Origin of the sequence: Litchfieldella xinjiangensis, from assembly GCF_000759345.1 — a bacterium.
Lineage (GTDB): Bacteria > Pseudomonadota > Gammaproteobacteria > Pseudomonadales > Halomonadaceae > Litchfieldella_A > Litchfieldella_A xinjiangensis.
In genome coordinates this window covers 957,372-977,149 of sequence record NZ_JPZL01000001.1, presented here as the reverse complement: position 1 = coordinate 977,149, position 19,778 = coordinate 957,372, and the positions used below count along the sequence as shown (strand labels likewise).

Sequence of the window (19,778 nt, the reverse complement as noted above, 5' to 3'; positions counted from 1 at the left end):
CATGCTTCGACCCGGCCCAACAAGAAGACTATCTATGCTTGAGGTCCTTCGTCGCATCGTCCAGGAAGTCAACGGGGCCCGTAACCTCAATACGGCCCTGTCGACCATGGTGCGTCGTATTCGCAAGGCCATGAAGACCGATGTCTGCTCGTTCTATCTTTTCGATACCGAGCAGCAGCGTCTCATTCTCATGGAAACCATCGGTCTGCACGCCCAAGCCGTGGGTCAGGTCTTCCTGCGCCCCGGTGAAGGCCTGGTGGGCCTGGTGGCCCAGCGTGAAGAGCCACTCAATCTCGAGGATGCCCACGGTCATCCGCAATTCCGCTATTTCGCCGAAACCGGGGAAGAGCGCTTTGCGAGCTTCCTCGGCGTGCCGATCATTCACCAGCGCCGCATGCTTGGGGTGCTGGTCGTGCAGCAGCAGGACAAGCGTCGCTTCGACGAAGGCGACGAGGCGTTTCTGGTGACCATGGCCGCGCAACTCTCGGGCGTGCTTGCCCATGCGCTGGCGACGGGCGGGCTCAATCGGCCATCACGTGACACCGCCCAGGAATTGAGCCAGGCGACGTTCAAGGGGCTTGCCGCCTCGCCGGGCATGGTCATTGGCGAGGCGGTGGTGATCGCGCCGCCGGCCGATCTCGATGGCGTCCCCGACTTGATTCCTACCGACATCGAGTACGAGATAGTGCGCCTCAAGGAGGCGATCTATCGCGTTCGCGATGAGATCCGTGCGGCGGGCGAACGCCTGGCCAGTCGGATCAGCGCCCAGGAGCTGGCGCTGTTCGAGGTCTACCAGCAGATGCTGGGCGAGGCCGCGTTGACCCAGGAAGTCGAGAAGCGCATCCGTGAAGGGCAGTGGGCCCCGGGGGCCCTGGCCGACGTGGTGCGACGCCACGTGCAGTACATGGAGCGAGTCGACGACAATTACCTGCGCGAGCGCGCGGCCGATATCCGCGATCTGGGGCGCCGGGTGCTGGCGCATCTTCAGGAGGGCAGCCCCCAGACGCCCGAGTCGTTCCCCGAGCGCACCGTATTGATCGGTGATGAGATCAGCGTGGCCTCGTTGGGGGAGGTGGCGCGCGACAAGCTGGTCGGACTGGTCTCGATTCGCGGTTCGAGTTCGTCGCACGTGGCCATCCTGGCACGCGCCATGGGCATTCCCACGGTACTGGGCATGGTGGATCTACCGCTGCCACGGCTCAATGGTGCGCCGGTAGTACTCGACGGACATCGGGGCCGGTTGTTCGTGCGCCCCGACGAGGAGCTGCTCAGCTACTACCGTGGGATGATCGACGAGGAGGCCGCCCTTGCCGAAATGCTCGAACATGAACAGGACTTGCCGAGCCGAACGCCCGACAACTACGACATGCCGCTGATGGTGAACACCGGCCTTGCGGTGGATGCCGTGGCGTCGCTCAAGTCGCGCATCAGCGGGGTGGGGCTTTACCGCACCGAAGTCCCGTTCATGATCACCGAGCGCTTCCCGGGCGAACAGGAGCAGATGCGCCTGTATCGCGATCAGCTCGAAAGCTTTGCCCCCCTGCCGGTCGTCATGCGTACCCTGGACATTGGTGGTGACAAGGATTTGCCCTATTTCCCCATCGACGAGGCGAACCCGTTCCTCGGCTGGCGGGGGATTCGTGTCACGCTCGACCACCCCGAAGTGTTGATGGTGCAATTGCGGGCCATGCTGCGCGCGTCACAAGGCGTGGGCAATCTACAGATCCTGCTGCCGATGATCACCAATGTGGACGAGGTCGATGATGCCCAGCGACTGATCGCCCGGGCGCAGGCCGAGCTGGCGGAGGAGGGGGTCAAGGTCGAGAAACCGCGTGTCGGGGTCATGATCGAGGTGCCTGCAACGCTTTATCAGCTCGAGGCCTTGGCCCAGCGCGTCGACTTCTTCTCGGTGGGCAGCAACGACCTGACCCAGTATCTACTCGCGGTGGACCGTAACAATCCACGGGTCGCCGGGCTCTACGATGCCTGCCATCCCGCCGTGCTGTCGGCACTGGTGCGGCTGGCCCGGGAGGCGGCTGCATTGAACGTACCGACCTCGGTATGTGGCGAACTGGCCGGCGATCCTGCCGGCGCGTTGCTGCTCATGGGCATGGGGTTCAATGCACTGTCGATGAATGCGCCCAGTCTGCCGCGCGTCAGGGCGGCGATTCGCCGAGTGCCGTTGACCTCGGCGCAGACCCTGGTCGATGAAACGCTGGGATTGGCGAGCCCACGCGAGGTACGTATGCATCTCGAGAAGCGCATGGGCGAATGGCAGTTGGCTCACCTCATGCCGCCGCGTGACTGAGCCTTAAATCACGCTTCCAGCGACAGGGTCAGTTGTTGCTCATCGAGCCGGGTGCCATTGGGACCGAAGCGCCGTTCCCCGATCGTCAGCGTGCCGTTCGTGCGCCATTCGAGCCAGCTCATCGCTCGGGTCCCATAGGTATCGCCCACGATGAACGGGGGGGAGAGGCGGCGCTCCATTTCCAGGCCGATTCCCGTATCGGGGAGTCGCTCGGGTGGATCGACCGGCTGGCTCTCCTGCATCATGTCAAGGGCGGCCTCACGCCAATTCCCGCCGGACGCGTGCGGGTTGCCGAGGTTCTCGGCGAGCCCTTGCCGAACGCGTGCCACCTTGGGCCAGGGTGTATCCAGGTCGGCATTGGAGACAGCATGAACACCCGGTGTAACGCGCTCGAGATGCACCGAGTCGCGTCCACGGTGAAGATGCCAAAGATTCTGCCCATCACCGGCCAGAAGGTTGAAGCCGGCATAGTCGATGGCGCGGCCTTCAGCGAGCATGTCGAGCCAGGCCGGCAGGTGCTGGCAGGTGAGAGCGTCATGCACCAGGTGGCCGCGGCTTGGGGTATCAATAGGCATGATGAGGCGCGGGTCGCGCACATTGGTCAGGGCGGCGAAACGGCCACGGCGGTGTACCGCCATCCAGGTTCCACCGGCCTGCAGGTCACGACCGCCGACGATGCCTGGATGATCGTCCCAGGCGTGAAGCGGTGCGCTGGGCCGGTCGTGGAACTCGTCACGGTTGGCCACCAGGCGAAGTCGCGTCGAGTCATGCGGTTGGTAATCGAAGACAATCAGGCACATGGGTCTACTCTAGCCCTCGCGGCTTAGCGGGGGAAGCCGCTTGATATGACGAATGTGGTCGGCGAGGCTGACACGTGTCATCTCGCTCACGCTCATGGCCCAGCGAGTCGAGACGCGGGCTAGCCCATGACAGACGGCGTCGAGCGACGTACACTCGTGGCACCGTTGATGTCGCACAGGGACAATAATGCGAGTCCAGACCCGCCCGGAAAGCCTTTGGCGCAGCCTGATCTGGCCGACGCTCTGGCCCTTGCTGGTCGTGCAGTCAGGTCTCGTCGCCTTGTGCATCCTGGCCTGGGCGATCCTGTGGCGCTCCACCATGTCGCCATCCCAGGCCTGGCAGGCACTCACCTGGCTTAGCCTGGCGCTGCTGATCGGTACCGGCCTGACCACGACGACCTTTCTGCTGCTGTTACGCCACCGTCTGCAACGCTGGGAGCTCTCCCTCGGAGTGCCCTTCGATCGGCTGGAGCGCATCATGCGCTCGCTGCACAAGGAGCTGCCTTCGTGGCTGAAGTCTCAGCGTCTGGTGCCGGCAGCCGCGCCCCAGGAAAGCCCGGTCGCTCGTCTGGGGGCGCTCATCGATGGCCTGGAAGTGCTCATGGAGCGCCTGATCGAGCGACCGCACCTCGTGCATATCCTCGAACGGCTCAACCAGCCGGCCTTCATTACCCACCATAATAACCTGGTTGCCGCCAATGCCAGCTTCGAGGCGCTGTTTGGCCGATCCCTATCGGATATGCGGGGGCTTGATATCCATTACCTGATGCGGCCTGACGTACGGCAGGATAAAGACAATATCGTGCGTTTGCAGGATCACCAAGGCCAATGGCAGGTTTATCGTCTGGTGCGTCTCGAGGATCTCAATCATCATGCCATGGGGATACTCGAGAATATCAACGAGCAGCAGCAGAGTCTGACTAAGATGACCCTGCTGCGTGATCGGGCACGCGAGGAGTCCCGACTCAAGTCCACGTACCTGTCGCTGATGCAGCGTGAACTCGACGATGCGCTGCATGCGCTGGACGAGAGCGCCGCGCAGGGCAGCCTGTCCCGTCATGGCGCGCTGCGCGAACGTCTTGCCGATCTGGCGACGCTGGTATCCAATCTGGCGGGCAGCGCAGCCGACGACGCCGACGACCTGGGGACGATCGACCCTGACCAGGCCTCGGCGGCACTGCTTGGCGCCGGCATCGGGGCCGAGGCAAAGCAATCGCGCATTCTCATCGTCGACGATGGCCCGGTGAATACCATGCTGGCGCGTCGGGTGCTGGAAGCGCAGGGCCTCACTGTGGATACTGCCCAAAGTGGCAAGCAGGCCCTCGAGATGGGGGCGGAACGTCATTACGACCTGGTCTTCATGGATATCTATATGCCCGATCTTGACGGTGTCGAGACCAGCCGCTGCTGGCGCCAGCGTGAGTCACACGCTGAGAACGCCCGCCCCAGTGTGCTGATCGCCTTGACCGCCAACGCCGGCGATGACGATCGCGAACGCTATTTTGCGGCCGGTATGAACGACTTCTTGCCCAAGCCCTATCGTCCGCAGGCGCTACTGGACATGGTGGCTCACTGGCTGCCCGCCGCAATGGAGGAAGCCGGCCAGTGACCCCACTTATCCTGACGATGCTCGGTTACCTCGCGCTGGGCGCAGCGGCCGGCACCCTCGCGGGTCTGTTCGGTATCGGCGGCGGCCTGATCATCGTCCCGGTACTGGTGTTTGCCTTCGGGCTGCAAGGGGTGGATGCCTCGGTGGCCATGCATCTGGCTATCGGCACGTCGCTCGCCACCATCGTGGTGACGAGCGCCTCGTCCACGTGGGGCCATATTCGCAAGGGGAGTGTGCGCCGCCACTGGTTCCTGGCCCTGTTACCCGGTCTGATGCTGGGTGCCATTGGCGGCGTGTTCATTGCCGGTGCGCTTTCGGGTGGGCTATTGGGAACGCTTTTCGGCCTGTTCGTGATCAGCGTGGCGATCAAGATGGCGCTGGGGCTCGGGCCCAAGCCCGGCGCTGCCTCCCCGGGGCGCCTCGCGATGGGCGTGGCAGGGTTGGTCATCGGTGCCATCTCGGCCCTGTTCGGTATAGGCGGCGGTACGCTCTCCGTGCCGTGGCTGTCCCGGGCGGGGGCAAGCATGACCCATGCCGTAGGCACCTCGGCGGCCTGCGGTGTGCCGATCGCGCTGGTCGGTGCGCTGATGTTCATTGTCACCGGCTGGGGCCATCCGGACTTGCCGCCCTGGAGTACGGGCTTCGTGCTATGGCCGGCGTTCCTGGGTATCGTGCTGACCAGTATTCCCTTTGCGCGTCTCGGGGTGCAGCTGGCGCACGCCTTGCCGGCGACCGCGCTGCGCCTGGGCTTTGCCGCGTTGTTGATGCTGGTCGGGATCAAGTTCCTGTTCGGCTGAGCTGGGCTTGGTCTCGCATAACCATTCTTTCATTCAGGACACCGCATGCTTTCGTATCCCGATATCGATCCCGTAGCCATCCAGCTAGGACCGCTGACCGTGCACTGGTATGGCCTGATGTATGTGGTGGGCTTCATCGGTGCCTGGTTGCTGGGGCGCCAACGCGCCCATCGTCTGGGCCTGACCAAGGACGATATCAGCGACATGCTGTTCTATGGTGCCCTGGGCGTCGTGGTGGGGGGGCGCGTGGGCTATGCCCTGTTCTACGGCATGGATCGTCTGCTCGATAACCCGCTGTGGCTATTCCAGGTATGGGATGGCGGCATGAGTTTCCATGGCGGCTTGATCGGGGTGCTGTTGGCCGCCTGGCTATTTGCCCGCAAGCACGGCCTGGCCTTTTTCCAGATGACCGATTTCGTCGCGCCGCTGGTGCCTGTCGGTCTCGGCGCCGGGCGTATCGGCAACTTCATCAATCATGAGTTGCCCGGCCGCGTCACCGATTTGCCCTGGGGTATGCCGTTTCCGGGCATGGGACCCGAGCCGCGCCATCCCTCGTCCCTGTACGAGGCGTTGCTGGAAGGCCTGGTGCTGTTTGCTATCCTTTGGGTCGTCTCGGCCAAGCCACGCCAGCGTGGTATGATTTCGGGACTTTTCCTGCTTCTCTATGGCGTATTCCGCTTTGCGGTGGAGTTCGTTCGGCTGCCCGACGCACACATCGGCTTCATCGCCTTCGGCTGGGTGACCATGGGCATGCTGCTCACGCTGCCGATGATTGTCATCGGCTTAGGGCTGATTCTCTGGTCGCGCCGCCAACCGGTGGACACACCGCCTGCCACGGCAGGTGATACGCAATGACCGACACACAAGGCTCGCTTTCTCAAGACATGGCAATTTCGGCTAACTCTCCCACGCCTCCTACACAAGCGCCGCTGGAACAGCCTTACCTGGACCTGATGCACCACGTGCTCGAGCACGGCGTGGAGAAGAGCGATCGTACCGGCGTGGGTACGCGCAGCGTATTCGGCCATCAGATGCGCTTCGACCTGGCCCGTGGCTTTCCCCTGGTGACCACCAAGAAACTGCACCTGCGCTCGATCATTCATGAACTGCTGTGGTTTCTGGCCGGCGACACCAATATCGCTTACCTGCGCGAGAACGGCGTGCGCATCTGGGACGAATGGGCCGATGCCGACGGCGAACTGGGGCCGGTTTACGGTTATCAATGGAGAAGCTGGCCACGCCCCGGCGGCGGCCATGTCGATCAGATCGCCAACCTGGTCGAACAGATTCGCCGCAACCCCGATTCACGCCGCCTGATCGTTTCGGCCTGGAATCCGACGCTGGTCGACGAGATGGCCTTGCCGCCGTGCCATGCGCTGTTCCAGTTCTATGTGGCCGAAGGGCGCCTCTCGTGCCAGCTCTATCAGCGCAGCGCCGATATCTTCCTGGGGGTGCCGTTCAATATCGCCAGTTATGCGCTGCTCACGCACATGCTGGCCCAGGTCTGCAATCTTGCCCCGGGGGAGTTCGTGCATACCCTGGGCGATGCGCATCTTTACTCCAACCATCTCGACCAGGCCGCGTTGCAGCTGACACGTACCCCGCGGCAGCCGCCACGCCTGGCGCTGAACCCCGAGGTGAGTGATCTGTTCGCGTTCCGTTTCGAGGATATCGATATCCTCGATTACGATCCGCATCCCCACATCAAGGCAGAGGTCGCGGTATGACAATCGTCGAAACGGTCGTGCCCTTGGCCATGATTGCCGCCGTGTCGCGCAATCGGGTCATCGGTGTCGAGAACCAGCTTCCCTGGTACCTGCCGGAAGATCTCAAGTTCTTCAAGCGCATGACCCAGGGCAAGCCGCTGGTAATGGGGCGCAAGACCTTCGCATCGATAGGCCGGGCGCTCCCCAACCGTCTCAACATCGTGGTGACCCGCGACCCCGGCTTTGCCGCCGAGGGTGTGCGTGTGTGTCACGATCTGGCCAGTGCGCTCGACCTGGCCGACCAGCAGGCGCTGATCGACGGCGTCGACGAGATCATGATCATGGGCGGGGCGCAGATCTACGAACAGGCATTGCCCTGGGCCACGCGGCTTTACCTCACCGAGGTCGATGTCGAGGTCGACGGTGACGCCCGGTTCCCCGCGCTGCCGCGTGATGAGTGGCACGAGGTTCAGCGTGCCCCGGCTCAGCAGCGTGACAGCGGCCAACCGGCGTATGAATTCGTCGAATACGTGCGACGCTGAGCTGCGTGGCTGTGAAACGGCCCTTGACGAGTTGTCACCCGGGCTAGAGTGACACAGACTTGGATGATCAGGCGGGGCGGGCAGTCAGTGCCCGTTTCTTTGGACGACCTCTGGAGGGTGGTGCCGTGATCCCTCAGCTTCTCGATACACTGGAACAACGAGCCGACCGCTGGCTGCTGCAGCTGTTGGACGCGCGAGCCAAGGTCAGGATGCTGGAAGCCCGCAATCGTGAATTGCAGGCAACGAATGCTGCGCTTGCCCAGGAGCTCGACGCGCTCAAGGCCGAGGTTCGCCAGCCGCATGTCACCGCTGGCCGCAGCCAGGGCCTGGCTGCCCTGATGGCGCGTCGCCCCCGGCACGCCACGGCGCACGAGCCGGAACCGGATCAGCAGCCGGCCTCACAGGAGCCGGCCATGAAGCAAGCCCCGCTGGAGCAGACGCCTCAAGAACAGACGGCGCCAGTACAAACAGACGCCTCGGCGCCGGAAGCGACGGCTACCCCCCAGCCCGCGGGGGCGCCAGTCGCCGAAGCGACCCCTCCCGCTTCCGCGACAATGCCTCCTGCTAACGCCCCCGAGCGCAGCGATGAGGTGAATGCCCGGCAAGGGTCGCTCTCCATCGGCGAGGCGCCGTCACCCCAGGCCCTGCTCGACGAGTGGTATCGCCGCTACACGGATACCTTCTTCAAGGGCCATACCCGCCCGCTCAAGATCGGCATTCACGAAGACCTGATGCAACGCGAGCCGTGGCCGGAAAAGCTCGTGCGCCGGGCGCTGGCCAGTTACGTGCATTTGCCGCGTTATCTAAAAGCCGTAAGAGCCGGCACCGAACGGGTCGGCCTGAACGGCGAACCTGCCGGTACCGTGACCGAAGGCGAGGCCAAATACGCCAAGAAACAGCTCGACGAACTCCAGGCCCAGAACCGTTCGCGCCAGGCTCAGCGCCGTGAAAAGCAGCGCCAGCAGGAGAAGGATACGCGCCTGGAGCAGAAGTTGAGTCAATTGCTGGCCAAGCACGACCGCTAAAGAGTGCTGGCAATCGTTTGAAATAGCGGTGTTTTTCCTGACTATTCCCGATACCGCATGGCGTTCGTCAATCGTTGATAGACGAGAGACTTGCCAGGTGTGTTACATGCCGCCAAGATAGGCCGGGTTCGCCGCTGGCGGTGGCTTCGTCTGCCGTGGTGGTTCCGGGGCTCGCGTTGCAGGGTGGTGGCGCGACCTCAGGAGCAGGGGAAAGTTCCCACTTTTTCGTATGCAGAGATTAAAAACAGTGTTTTTTCTTCTTGCGCTCACGAAAAAGCCGGTATAAGGTTTGCCCTGCGAGCATTGGATTATAACAAGGCTTCGCTCAGGTAGCGGCCCAGGGCCGGCACCGGGAAAGCCGACTGCATCCGCAGTAACGATCGAAACAGTAAGCTAGTTAAGGAACATATCGTGATGAAAAAGACACTGTTAGCGACTGCTATCGCCGGTGCCATGGCCGCCTCAGGCGCCCAGGCCGCAACTGTTTACAGCCAGGACGGTACTGAGCTGATCGTCAACGGCCGTATCGCCCTGGGTATCGAAGGCGGCGGTCCTACTGATGAAGGCATCGATAATGGCGCCCGATTCCGTAATGTCGGTTCGCGCCTGGGACTTTCCTTGAGCCAAGACATCAGCCGCGACCTGCGTGCCTTCGGTCGTGTCGAGTGGCGCTTCAATGCTGATGAGCGCGATCAGGAGTCTGGATTCGACGAGCTGCGTCATTCTTATATCGGTCTGGAAAGCGCCTCTTGGGGTACTGTACAGGCAGGCAACTACGACAGCTTCTACAACACCTATATCATGGGCCCGTTCGACGTCTATATTCAGGACGGCTATGAATTCGCTCAAGATTACGCAGAAGGTTACGGTAGCATTGGTGGCGGTTACCAGGCACGCGGTGATTCCATCGGTTATATCACGCCGAACCTGTCTGGCTTCCAGGCTTACCTGTCTGCCAAGCACTACAGCCAGCGTAACCAAGCTGAGACATCAGCAGACAGCGAAATCACCACTCAGGGTGGCGTAAGCTACGAGACTGGCCCGCTGCGTCTGGCACTGGGTTACGTCGATAACGAAGGTGGCCGCGCTGAAGGTACTGGCGAGATGCTTTACGGTGCAAGTGCCGTCTACGCCTTCAATGACGCCTTCTCTGCTCGTCTGGGTTATGAAACCATGGACGAGGACGACGATGGCCTGTATGGCTACGACGCGTGGGGCCTGGGTGGTAGTTATGCCATGGGTCAGTGGGCCTTCGCAGCTGACGTCTATCGTACCAGCTACGATGATGCGCGCGAAAACCGCACTTCCTGGGTAGCTGGCGTTTACTACGATCTGACCAGCAATTTCGATGTCTTCGTTGAAGCCACCCAGCGCGACCAGGGTTCTATCACCATCGATCCGAACCCCCCCGGTGACGATAACTACATCGAAACTGGTTCAGACGACGTTTACTGGATCACTGGCGCTCGCTACCACTTCTAAGCGACCGTTAGCATCCGCGATTGCTTCAAATCGCACATCGAAGCCGGCCCCCAGGGGCCGGCTTTTTAATGCATGTCTTTCCGCCGTTCGGCCCGTCTTTCTCTCCGCGAAACAGCTCACACGCAATACAGCGTTGAATCGCACTCTGCCGCTTACGCTTCGTCCTGCTATGCTCTAGCGAGGCAGGTTGAACGGTCATTCAATTGTCACGGTTCGGTCATCGTTTGGTCACTTGGCGGGCTTAGTGTCGCCAAGGACGAGCGGCCCGGCGTCGTGTCGATGCCCTGACGGGCTTGCCGCTCCTGAATAACCCAAAAAGAGAGCAGGGAGAGACTCATCATGTCGATTTCGCGTCGTCGGTTCTTGCAGGGCACCCTGGCAGCCGGGGCGGCCGCCTCGATGCCGTTCTATATCAACAAGGCAATAGCGCAGGACCAAACCTTGCGCATCTACGCCTGGGCCGGATACTTCAGCGATGCCATGCTTGCCGACTTCACCGAGAAGACGGGTATTCGCGCTACCTTCACCCCGTACGGCACCAACGATGAGTTGATGAACTCGCTGCGCGCCACCGACGGCAGCGGCTTCGACGTGATCATGCCCACCGTCGACCGGGTCCCCGGTTATCTGGATTACGATCTGGTCCAGCCGCTGGATGAGTCGCGCATCAACTGGAGCGGCGCGCTGGATAGCGCCATACAAGGCTCGGAAGTAGGCGGGGTCGTCGACGGCAAGCGCTACTTCGCGCCCAGCGACTGGGGCACCGAGGCGATCGCCTATCATCGCCGCTTCGCCGATATCGATCGCAGCAGCCTGAGCTATGCAGATCTGTGGAACCCAGACCACGGCCAGGGCGTCACGGTGCGCGGCCATTCGGCCTTGGTGGGCATCGGCCTGTGGCTTGAACGTGAAGGGCGGCTGCCGTTCCCGCTGCTGGATTCCTACAAGTCGGAAGAGGCGATGCGCGCCAACTTCGATGTGATTCTCAAGGAAGCCGTCAAGCACAAGGACATGCTGGTGCAGTTCTGGGATACCGAGAACGACGCCCAGGCCGCCTTCCGTACCAACGGTGCCATCATCGGCCAGACCTGGGACAGCACGGCCTTCCGCCTGCAGCAGGAAGGCGAGGACATCGCCTACGCCGCGCCTCGCGAAGGCGCCCTGGCCTGGATGGAAGGCTTTGTGATTCCCAAGAACGCCCAGAACCCCGATCTCGTCTACGAGCTCATCAACTGGTACTACACCCCCGAAGCCGGCGCCATGTTCGTCGAGGCAACCGGATATAACTCCACCGCCAAGGGTGCCGAGGAGCTGTTACCCGAAGCGACCAAGCAGTTCTTCCGCGATTCCTACACCGAGCAGGACCTGGCCAACCTGTGGTGGTGGCCGATCCAGGAACCTTGGTATGTCGCCCTGCGCAATGAGTATCAGGATCGTTACCTGAGTGCATAGACCGAGATAGTCAATGTTCTTGTAGGAGCGCAGATTTTTCTGCGCGAGGGGTGGTCGGTTACGCAGACTCACTCATCGCGCAGCACCAGCAGAACATCGGATCACGCGCACGGGGTTGTAGGAGCGCAGTTTACTGCGCGAGGGTTGGCCGGTTACGCAGAATCACTCATCGCGCAGCACCAGCAGAACATCGGATCACGCGCACGGGGTTGTAGGAGCGCAGTTTACTGCGCGAGGGTTGGCCGGTTACGCAGAATCACTCATCGCGCAGCACCAGCAGAACATCGGATCACGCGCACGGGGTTGTAGGAGCGCAGTTTACTGCGCGAGGGTTGGCCAGTTACGCAGACTCATTCATCGCGCAGAGAATCTGCGCTCCTACAGAAAATAAGTGCCTGTTTGCAAAGTGGGCACTTCGGTTTCACGGCGCGAGGGGTGGCAGGTTATGCGAACCCATTCATCGCGCAGCACCAGCAGAACATCGGATCACGCGCACGGGGTTGTAGGAGCGCAGTTTACTGCGCGAGGGTTGGCCAGTTACGCAGACTCATTCATCGCGCAGAGAATCTGCGCTCCTACAGAAAATAAGTGCCTGTTTGCAAAGTGGGCACTTCGGTTTCACGGCGCGAGGGGTGGCAGGTTATGCGAACCCATTCATCGCGCAGTACCAGCAGAACATCGGATCACGCGCACGGGGTTGTAGGAGCGCAGTTTACTGCGCGAGGGTTGGCCAGTTACGCAGACTCATTCATCGCGCAGAGAATCTGCGCTCCTACAGAAAATAAGTGCCTGTTTGCAAAGTGGGCACTTCGGTTTCACGGCGCGAGGGGTGGCAGGTTATGCGAACCCATTCATCGCGCAGCACCAGCAGAACATCGGATCACGCGCACGGGGTTGTAGGAGCGCAGTTTACTGCGCGAGGGGTTGGCCAGTTACGCAGATTCATTCATCGCGCAGAGAATCTGCGCTCCTACAGAAAATAAGTGCCAGTTTGCAAAGTGGGCACTTCGGTTTCACGGCGCGAGGGGTGGCAGGTTATGCGAACCCATTCATCGCGCAGAGAATCTGCGCTCCTACAGAGCGGTTGGTTTCATCCATAAAGACAAGAGGCGTGAATGGACGGTAGCGTCAAACTGGACGAGGTGGTGATGCGCTTTGGCGATTTCACCGCCATCGAGCCAACCACGCTCGCCATCGAATCGGGCGAGTTCTTCAGCTTTCTGGGACCGTCGGGCTGTGGCAAGACGACCCTGCTCAATATCGTCAGCGGCTTTCTGACACCCAGCGAAGGCCAGGTGCTCATTGGTGGCGAACCGATGGCCGGGGTGCCGGTGAATCGTCGCCCCACGGCGATGATCTTTCAGAACCTGGCACTGTTTCCGCTGATGACCGTATTCGAGAACATCGAGTTCGGGCTCGAGGTGCGGGGTGTCGACAAGCGCACCCGGCGCGAGGCGTCCGAACGTTTGCTTTCGCTGGTCGCGTTGGAGGGCAGTGGGCCGAAGCTGGTCACCGAGCTTTCCGGCGGACAGAAACAGCGCATCGCCATTGCCCGCGCCCTGGCCGTCGAGCCGCGCGTTCTGCTGCTCGACGAGCCGCTATCGGCGCTCGACCTCAAGCTGCGCCAGCACATGCGCGCCGAGCTCAAGGCGATCCAGCGTAAGACCGGCATCACTTTCATCTACATTACCCACGATCAGGGCGAGGCCCTGACCATGTCCGACCGCGTGGCGGTCATGTCCGCAGGTCGCATCCAGCAGGTCGCCGACCCCATGACGCTATATCGTTCGCCGAGCACCGGGTTCGTTGCATCGTTCGTGGGCGAGAACAATCGGCTCGAGGCCAAGGTCATCGATCGGCAGGGCGAGCGGGTGCGTGTCGATGCGGGGCTGTTGGGTGAGCTTCCTGGCCGTGCCGGGGCGCAGGCGCCACTCGGTAACGGCCAGGCGGCAGCGCTGTATATACGCCCCGAACACCTGCGGCCGGTCACCCAGGGTGCCTCCGGTCCGCAGTTGGAGGTCGACATCGTGTCGGTCCAGTTCGAGGGGGCGTCGCTGATGTTGCAGACACGGCTCGTAGCCAGTGCCGAACTCTTGCGTGTCCAGTTGGGAAGCGAGCTTGCCAAGCGGGCCAGCACCGGTTCGTTCCAGCCCGGCGAGCGGATCATCCTCGGCTACGACCCAGACGATGCCGTGGTACTGCCTGACGATGGCAGCCCGCGCCTCGATGAGGAAACAGGCGAAGTGGTTGAAACCACTGCTGGCACGGCAGGGGCGGTGCAGCCGAGCGGGGGCGCTGATGTTCGCTCAGCTTAAGGCGCGCTTCGGCGGCCCGTTGGCGATGGCCATGCTTACCTTGCTGGGCATGTGGCTGATCGTGATGGTGACCCTGCCGCAGCTGCAGATGATCGATTATTCGCTGCGACCCAACCTGCTGCCGGCCGAAGTCGGTGGGCCCAAGGATGGCTGGACGCTGGACAACTACGTCACGCTGTTCAATAACGACATCCACCGCGGCATCTTCTTCAAGACACTCTGGTCGAGCATCCTGGTCACGGTGCTGACCCTGATAGTCAGCTACCCGCTGGCGTACTATCTGGCCAAGGTGGCCACGCCACGCCAGGCAGCCCTGTGCCTGCTGATGCTGATCGTGCCGTTCTGGATCAACGAGATCCTGCGCACCTACTCCTGGTTCATCATCCTGGCCTTTCGGGGCCCGCTCAACGAGATCCTGCTGGCACTGGGCCTGATCGAACGCCCGATTCGCTTCCTCAACGGAGACGCGGGGGTGATGGTGGGCATGGTCTATGCCTACATCCTGTTCATGGTATTTCCGCTGTATAACGCCATCGAAAGCCTTGATGACAATCAGATTCGCGCTGCCCGCGACCTGGGCGCCGGCACCCTGCGTACCCATCGACGTATCGTCATTCCCCACGCCAAGCCCGGCATTGCCACCGGTAGCATCATGACCTTCATGCTTGCCGCCGGCAGCTATGCGGTGCCGGCCCTGCTCGGCTCGCCGGGAAGCCGCTGGTTCACGCAGATCATCTACAACTGGTTCTTCGAAGGCGGTAACTGGAACCAGGGGGCGGCGTATGCCTTCCTGCTGCTGGTGCTGTGTATCGGGTTCATGTCGCTTGTCATGAAATTCTTCAAAGTGGGGCTGGGGGATATTGCCAAGTGAGCTCTCAACGCTTCATGGCCTTCGGCCTGCGCTTTTATATCGTGGTGTTCTTCCTGTACCTGTTCCTGCCGTTGATCGTCATGGCTGCGGCGACGTTCAACGACAGCCGTTTCCCGACGATTACCCCGTGGGATGGCACGACGCTGCGCTGGTTCGGGGAATTGTGGGCCGATGGCGGTATGTGGCAGGCGCTTTCCAATAGCCTGCTGGTCGCCACCGGCGTGCTGTGTCTGGCAGTGCCGATCGGTATTTCCAGCGCCCTGTTCTTGAATACCGTCTCGAGTCGGGCCAAGCCGTTCATCTATGCCCTGATCCTGTCGCCGCTGCTCACCCCGGGGGTAATCATCGGTATCTCGACGCTGATCTTCTGGCGTCAATTCGGTGTCAGCGGCGGTATTTTCCTGACCGTGCTGGGCCAGGCGACCTTTATTGCGGCCTATGTGATGTTGATGGTGATGGCCCGCCTGCAACGCTTCGACCGCACCATGGAGCGCGCCGCCCTCGACCTGGGCGCCAGCCAATGGCAGATGTTCCGGCGTATCCTGCTGCCGTATCTCAAGCCGGCGATCCTGTCGGCGGCAGTCATCGCCTTTCTGCAGTCGTTCGAAAATTACAACACCACGCTGTTCGTAGTCGGCTACGACACCACCTTGACCGTGTACATCGCCTCCAAGGTACGTACCGGTTTAACCCCAGCGGTCAATGCCCTGGGGCTGGTGCTGATCCTGATTACCGTGGCGTTTGCGGTCATCTACGAGGTCAAGCGGCGGCGAGAGCAGGCGTCGCTGGCTCGGCTGTCGCGGCAGTAGTAACACGTAGGCTTGAACGGCGCCGGTTATCGCGAGGCGCCGTCAGGTCTCCTGATTCGCCTGCGCGAACCATTCGGCGAGTTCGTCTACGCTCATGGGGCGCGCAAGATGATTCCCCTGGGCGCGCGTTATGCCTTCACTCACCAAGGCATCCGCAGTGGCCTGATTTTCCACCCCCACCGCAAGGCCATGTACGCCCAGGCTGTCGAGCATTTGCGCGATCCCCGAGAGTAGCAGGCGGCTACGCTTGTGCTTGGCCAGGGTGGATACCAGGCTGCCGCTGAATTTGGCCTGGGTAAACGGCAGCCGCGATAGATAGGCAAAGTTGATGCGTCCTTCGCCGAGTTCGTCGATGCTGAGGGTCACGCCCAGCCGCTTGAGCCTGCGCAATAGATGCTGGGTTTCTTCCGGTTCGCAGGCCAGCGTGTCGCTGGCTACCTCCAGTGTCAGCCACGAGGCATCCCCGACCTGGCTACGCAGGTACTGATCGAGCGGTACGTTATCGAAGGCGCTTTCCAGCAGGTGTTGATCGACGATGTTGACGGCGATTGGCAATGCCGCCAGGGGCGAGTCACTGGCTACCCAGCTTTCGTGCTGGGCGATGGCCTGATGGATTACCCAGCGATCGAGGCGCACGGCCAAGCCCAGGCTGTGCGCCAATGGCAGGAATTCATTCGGCAACGCAGGCGGGTGGCCTGGCTGATGCCAGCGCACCAGGGCCTCCAGGCCCACCACCTTGCCGGACGTCAGGTCGACTTGTGGTTGATAGACCAGGCGGAAATGACGGTCGGGCATGTGGATCGCTTCATGCAGGGCCATTTCGCGCTTGAGTTGGCGTTGCAGGTCGCGGCCGAGCGCCTTGTCGACGAAGGCGTACTGGCCATGACCGGCACGCTTGGCGGCGTACATGGCGCTATCCGCTTGTCGAATCAGGTCATCGGCCTCGATGCTGTCCTTGGGATACAGGGCAATGCCGATGCTCGCTGACACCGGCAGGTGCTGGCCCGCGATCCAGAAGGGTGGCTCCAGCGCTTCTTGCAGGCGAAGGGCTACGGCCTGGGCAGACGCTTCGCTGACATCGCGCTCGATGAGAATGATGAATTCGTCACCACCGAAGCGTGCCAGTGTGTCCTGTTCCCTGAGTAGCCGCCCCAGGCGCCGGGCTGCCTGAATGAGCAGCTGATCGCCGGCCGCGTGACCCAGCGAGTCGTTGATGCGCTTGAACCCGTCCAGATCCAGAAACAACAGCGCCAGAGCGTGTTCCTGGCGCTCGGCATGGCGTATGGCATGCTCCAGGCGATCGCGGAGCAGCAAGCGATTGGCCAAGCCGGTGAGCGGGTCGTAGTGGGCCTTCTGGCGCAACTGCGATTCCGTCTGCTTGATCGAGGTGATGTCGAGGAAGGCACGTACGTAGTGCGTTACTTGCCCCTGGGTGTCATGAATGGCCTCGATGGCCAGCAGCTCAGGATAGCGCTCCCCGTTCTTGCGATGACAATGGACTTCCCCTTGCCAATAGCCACTCTCGGCCAGGGCCTGACGTATCCGTTGGTACTCGGGCTGCTGATCCTGGCTATGGAAGCGTTCGATGTCCCAACCCACCACACCCTGATTGTTGTAACCGGTGATCGTAGTGAAGGTGGGATTGGCGGTCAGTACGCGATGGTTGGCATCGGTAATCACGAGGCCCACCGGGCCATGCTCGAAGGCCAGCTCGGCAAACATGCGTCGATGCGCAGCGCCCCGATCGGATCCAGGCTGGGAATCTCCTTCCGAATCGGAGGGAGTAAAGGTCGTTGAATCATCGCTCATGATGGGCTGCCGTACGTGACGTTGCGTAACAATGGCTTACTATCGGGAGTGGGGGAGTCTGCGTCAAACGAAACGGTGCACACCGGGAGCAATTACCTTATTTCAGTGACAAAAAGACAAGGCGGCCTCGATCGGTCGTGATAGCCTAATGCCTGTGAATTAACGATATGGTTTTTCGTTGAATGGGATGGCTCCTTCGCTCGCTGCATTCTCGCCTGTTGCTGGGCATCAGCCTCGGCTGGCTACTGCTGGTAGCGGCAGTACTTCTTTATGCCTCGCAATCGGGTAGCAGTCTGGTTCGCCAGGCCAATATAGCCCACCTCGAATACGAAGCCAGCCTGATCGCTCAGGACCTCGGCCAAGCGGTAGATGAGCGTATCGCCGCGCTATCGCGCCTGGCGGTCCAGGCCGATCCAACGGCTGAGGACCGAGTCGATCAGCTGAGTAGCAATGCCAGTTTACTAGAATTCTTTGATTTGCTGGTGATGGTCTCCGCCGAAGGTGAAGTGGTGGCCGACTGGCCGCAGCTCGAGGGCCGGGCGGGGCTTGACGTTTCACACCGCGCGTACTTCCGCTTTATCAGCCAGGTTCGGCGGCCCTATGTTAGCGAGCCCTTCGAAGGTGGAGCCAGCGGTGAGCCGCTGGTCATGATCGGCGTACCTGTCTTCGACGAGCAGGGCAATTTCGCGGGCATGCTCGGTGGGGTCGTGAACGTCCGCAGTGGCAGCTTCTTTTCCGATCTGCGCCGGATCCGCATCGGTGACGCCGGTTACGCCGCACTGGCCTCGGTGTCGGGGCACATCCTGAGTCATCCCAACGAAGCGCTGATCATGGCGCCGACGCCGAGCGCGGAGGCCAATCCGTTTATCGACCTGGCCCTGTCGGGATGGGAGGGCTCGACGGACGAGGGGCAGCTTCTGTCCGGCGAGTCGGCACTACAGGCGTTCCGTCAGATCTGGTCGGCGGGCTGGGTGGTGGGCGTTTTCCTTCCTAGGAGTCAGGTACAGGGCCCCATCAGAGGGTTCGTCAATGAATTGTGGTGGGTCGGCCTGATGACGGTCGGCCTGATGCTGCCTCTGTTGTGGTGGCTGCTGCACGCCCTGCTCAAGCCCCTGCGCAGTCTTGAGCGACAGATAGGGCGTACCGCAAGCGGGGAAGCCAGTCGCGTCCATCTCTATACCGGCATGCGTGAACTGCAGGAGGTCGCTGAAGCCTTCAACCGAGCCCAGGATCGACGTGGCGAGGCGGTGGCCATGCTCAAGGATCGCCAGGCCTTTCTCGATGCGGTGCTGGCTTCGTCGCCGGTGGGCATGTTCGTATGCAACCTCAAGGGGGAGATCGAGTACCTCAATCCTGCGCTGTCCGAGCTGACCGGCTATGGACTGAGCGATTACCGCGATAACGCCTTGTTGAACCACATCCATCCGGACGATCTCAACGATACGCTCGACCTGTGGCGCGACACCTTGAGGACCGGGCGCGATTTTCAGCGCCAGTTCCGCTACATCGCCGCCTCGGGGGACATCTTGTGGGTCGAGGTGCATATCAGCCAGGTGCATTCCGTCGGGGTGACACTCGGCTATGTGGGCACGGTCAAGGACATTACCCAGCGCCGCGAGCAGGAAGCCCTGCAGCGCTGGGAAGCGGAGCATGACCCCCTGACCGGTTTGCTCAACCGTCGGGGGTTCGAGCGCCGGCTGGATGAAGCCATGGCCGAATGGCAGAAGACCGGCTCGCCGTCGGCACTGATCCTGATCGACCTGGATAATTTCAAGCCGATCAATGACGAGGGTGGCCATGCCTTGGGCGATGAAATGTTGCGCCGTATCGCCCAGGTCATCGCCTGGGAGGTACGTCGAAGCGACCACGTGGCGCGCCAGGGCGGCGATGAGTTCGCCGTCCTGATGCCAAGCTGTACGCTGCCGCATGCCGAGAAGGTCGCAAAGACCTTGCAACACGCCGTCAGGGAAATTTGCGTGAGCCACGTAGACAAGGAGTACCGGGTGTCGCTGAGCATCGGCATTGCCGGATTCGAAGAGAGCGACAAGGCCATCGATTCGCTTCTGGCCCGGGCTGACGATGCCTGCTACGAAGCCAAGGCCCAGGGCCGCGACAAGGTCATCCTGGCCAACGTCACGCACTGAAACACGACGACACACTTCTCCCTCGCCCAGGCCTGCCGTGGCTTGAGGCGTTCATACCCCGGGCCCAAGGCCCTGGTACCCCTTCGCCTCCTTTGCGTTGTGCTTCCTT

At 61.8% G+C, this 19,778-nt stretch carries 15 protein-coding genes; 13 read left to right on the top strand and 2 right to left on the bottom strand.

Translation table 11 applies throughout. From position 1 onward, the window contains the following. Positions 1-34 precede the first annotated feature (34 nt). Positions 35-2,308 carry a phosphoenolpyruvate--protein phosphotransferase gene (gene ptsP / locus JH15_RS04580; protein WP_043527423.1) on the top strand — a complete coding sequence of 758 codons (2,274 nt, stop codon included), beginning with the start codon at positions 35-37 and terminating at the stop codon, positions 2,306-2,308. An 8-nt stretch (positions 2,309-2,316) separates the two neighbouring features. Here the strand turns inward: ptsP and JH15_RS04575 are convergent, their stop codons facing one another. Continuing rightward, positions 2,317-3,108 carry an NRDE family protein gene (locus JH15_RS04575; RefSeq protein ID WP_043527419.1) on the bottom strand — a complete coding sequence of 264 codons (792 nt, stop codon included), beginning with the start codon at positions 3,106-3,108 and terminating at the stop codon, positions 2,317-2,319. A gap of 187 nt (positions 3,109-3,295) precedes the next feature. Here JH15_RS04575 and JH15_RS17460 point away from each other — a divergent pair, with 187 nt between their 5' ends. From JH15_RS17460 to JH15_RS04520, 11 genes are all read left to right on the top strand, one after another. Next, positions 3,296-4,717: a response regulator gene (locus JH15_RS17460; protein ID WP_052383896.1), complete on the top strand. Its 1,422-nt coding sequence runs from the start codon at positions 3,296-3,298 to the stop codon at positions 4,715-4,717. A gap of 17 nt (positions 4,718-4,734) precedes the next feature. Further along, positions 4,735-5,514 (top strand): sulfite exporter TauE/SafE family protein, encoded by a 780-nt coding sequence (locus JH15_RS04565; RefSeq protein WP_043527416.1) that lies wholly within the window; start codon positions 4,735-4,737, stop codon positions 5,512-5,514. A gap of 45 nt (positions 5,515-5,559) precedes the next feature. Continuing rightward, positions 5,560-6,369, top strand: coding sequence for a prolipoprotein diacylglyceryl transferase (gene lgt / locus JH15_RS04560; protein WP_043527414.1), 810 nt, complete (start codon positions 5,560-5,562; stop codon positions 6,367-6,369). A 29-nt stretch (positions 6,370-6,398) separates the two neighbouring features. Beyond that, positions 6,399-7,241, top strand: coding sequence for a thymidylate synthase (locus JH15_RS04555; RefSeq protein ID WP_052383956.1), 843 nt, complete (start codon positions 6,399-6,401; stop codon positions 7,239-7,241). After that, positions 7,238-7,762, top strand: a complete 525-nt coding sequence (locus JH15_RS04550; RefSeq protein ID WP_043527411.1) for a dihydrofolate reductase — start codon at positions 7,238-7,240, stop codon at positions 7,760-7,762. Before JH15_RS04555 ends, JH15_RS04550 begins: the two co-directional genes overlap by 4 nt. A 125-nt stretch (positions 7,763-7,887) precedes the next feature. Beyond that, positions 7,888-8,787: a ProQ/FINO family protein gene (locus JH15_RS17455; protein WP_052383895.1), complete on the top strand. Its 900-nt coding sequence runs from the start codon at positions 7,888-7,890 to the stop codon at positions 8,785-8,787. Between the two features lie 414 nt (positions 8,788-9,201). Further along, entirely contained in the window at positions 9,202-10,269 is a 1,068-nt protein-coding gene (locus tag JH15_RS04540; RefSeq protein WP_043527408.1) for a porin, read from the top strand. 339 nt (positions 10,270-10,608) lie between these two features. Next, positions 10,609-11,721: a substrate-binding domain-containing protein gene (locus tag JH15_RS04535; protein ID WP_043527405.1), complete on the top strand. Its 1,113-nt coding sequence runs from the start codon at positions 10,609-10,611 to the stop codon at positions 11,719-11,721. A 1,115-nt stretch (positions 11,722-12,836) separates the two neighbouring features. Beyond that, complete coding sequence (locus tag JH15_RS04530) at positions 12,837-14,036, top strand: ABC transporter ATP-binding protein (protein WP_052383894.1); 1,200 nt, start codon at positions 12,837-12,839, stop codon at positions 14,034-14,036. After that, positions 14,020-14,907 carry an ABC transporter permease gene (locus tag JH15_RS04525; protein WP_043527403.1) on the top strand — a complete coding sequence of 296 codons (888 nt, stop codon included), beginning with the start codon at positions 14,020-14,022 and terminating at the stop codon, positions 14,905-14,907. The genes JH15_RS04530 and JH15_RS04525 overlap by 17 nt, the downstream gene beginning before the upstream one ends. A 14-nt stretch (positions 14,908-14,921) precedes the next feature. Then, the gene (locus JH15_RS04520) at positions 14,922-15,716 is read left to right on the top strand and encodes an ABC transporter permease (RefSeq protein WP_422730551.1); all 795 of its coding nucleotides are present in this window, start codon (positions 14,922-14,924) and stop codon (positions 15,714-15,716) included. A 42-nt stretch (positions 15,717-15,758) separates the two neighbouring features. Here JH15_RS04520 and JH15_RS04515 read toward each other — a convergent pair whose 3' ends face one another. Then, complete coding sequence (locus JH15_RS04515) at positions 15,759-17,525, bottom strand: putative bifunctional diguanylate cyclase/phosphodiesterase (protein ID WP_081948879.1); 1,767 nt, start codon at positions 17,523-17,525, stop codon at positions 15,759-15,761. Positions 17,526-17,707: 182 nt separating this feature from the next. Here JH15_RS04515 and JH15_RS04510 point away from each other — a divergent pair, with 182 nt between their 5' ends. Then, on the top strand, positions 17,708-19,669 hold the full coding sequence (locus tag JH15_RS04510; protein WP_043527400.1) for a sensor domain-containing diguanylate cyclase: 1,962 nt from the start codon (positions 17,708-17,710) through the stop codon (positions 19,667-19,669). Positions 19,670-19,778 lie beyond the last annotated feature (109 nt).

Excerpts from the sequence above, each read along its gene's own strand:
- ptsP (WP_043527423.1), top strand. The coding sequence starts at position 35 with ATGCTTGAGGTCCTTCGTCGCATCGTCCAGGAAGTCAACGGGGCCCGT.
- JH15_RS04575 (WP_043527419.1), bottom strand. The coding sequence starts at position 3,108 with ATGTGCCTGATTGTCTTCGATTACCAACCGCATGACTCGACGCGACTT.
- JH15_RS17460 (WP_052383896.1), top strand. The coding sequence starts at position 3,296 with ATGCGAGTCCAGACCCGCCCGGAAAGCCTTTGGCGCAGCCTGATCTGG.
- JH15_RS04565 (WP_043527416.1), top strand. The coding sequence starts at position 4,735 with ATGCTCGGTTACCTCGCGCTGGGCGCAGCGGCCGGCACCCTCGCGGGT.
- lgt (WP_043527414.1), top strand. The coding sequence starts at position 5,560 with ATGCTTTCGTATCCCGATATCGATCCCGTAGCCATCCAGCTAGGACCG.
- JH15_RS04555 (WP_052383956.1), top strand. The coding sequence starts at position 6,399 with ATGGCAATTTCGGCTAACTCTCCCACGCCTCCTACACAAGCGCCGCTG.
- JH15_RS04550 (WP_043527411.1), top strand. The coding sequence starts at position 7,238 with ATGACAATCGTCGAAACGGTCGTGCCCTTGGCCATGATTGCCGCCGTG.
- JH15_RS04540 (WP_043527408.1), top strand. The coding sequence starts at position 9,202 with ATGAAAAAGACACTGTTAGCGACTGCTATCGCCGGTGCCATGGCCGCC.
- JH15_RS04535 (WP_043527405.1), top strand. The coding sequence starts at position 10,609 with ATGTCGATTTCGCGTCGTCGGTTCTTGCAGGGCACCCTGGCAGCCGGG.
- JH15_RS04530 (WP_052383894.1), top strand. The coding sequence starts at position 12,837 with ATGGACGGTAGCGTCAAACTGGACGAGGTGGTGATGCGCTTTGGCGAT.
- JH15_RS04525 (WP_043527403.1), top strand. The coding sequence starts at position 14,020 with ATGTTCGCTCAGCTTAAGGCGCGCTTCGGCGGCCCGTTGGCGATGGCC.
- JH15_RS04520 (WP_422730551.1), top strand. The coding sequence starts at position 14,922 with ATGGCCTTCGGCCTGCGCTTTTATATCGTGGTGTTCTTCCTGTACCTG.
- JH15_RS04515 (WP_081948879.1), bottom strand. The coding sequence starts at position 17,525 with ATGAGCGATGATTCAACGACCTTTACTCCCTCCGATTCGGAAGGAGAT.
- JH15_RS04510 (WP_043527400.1), top strand. The coding sequence starts at position 17,708 with ATGGGATGGCTCCTTCGCTCGCTGCATTCTCGCCTGTTGCTGGGCATC.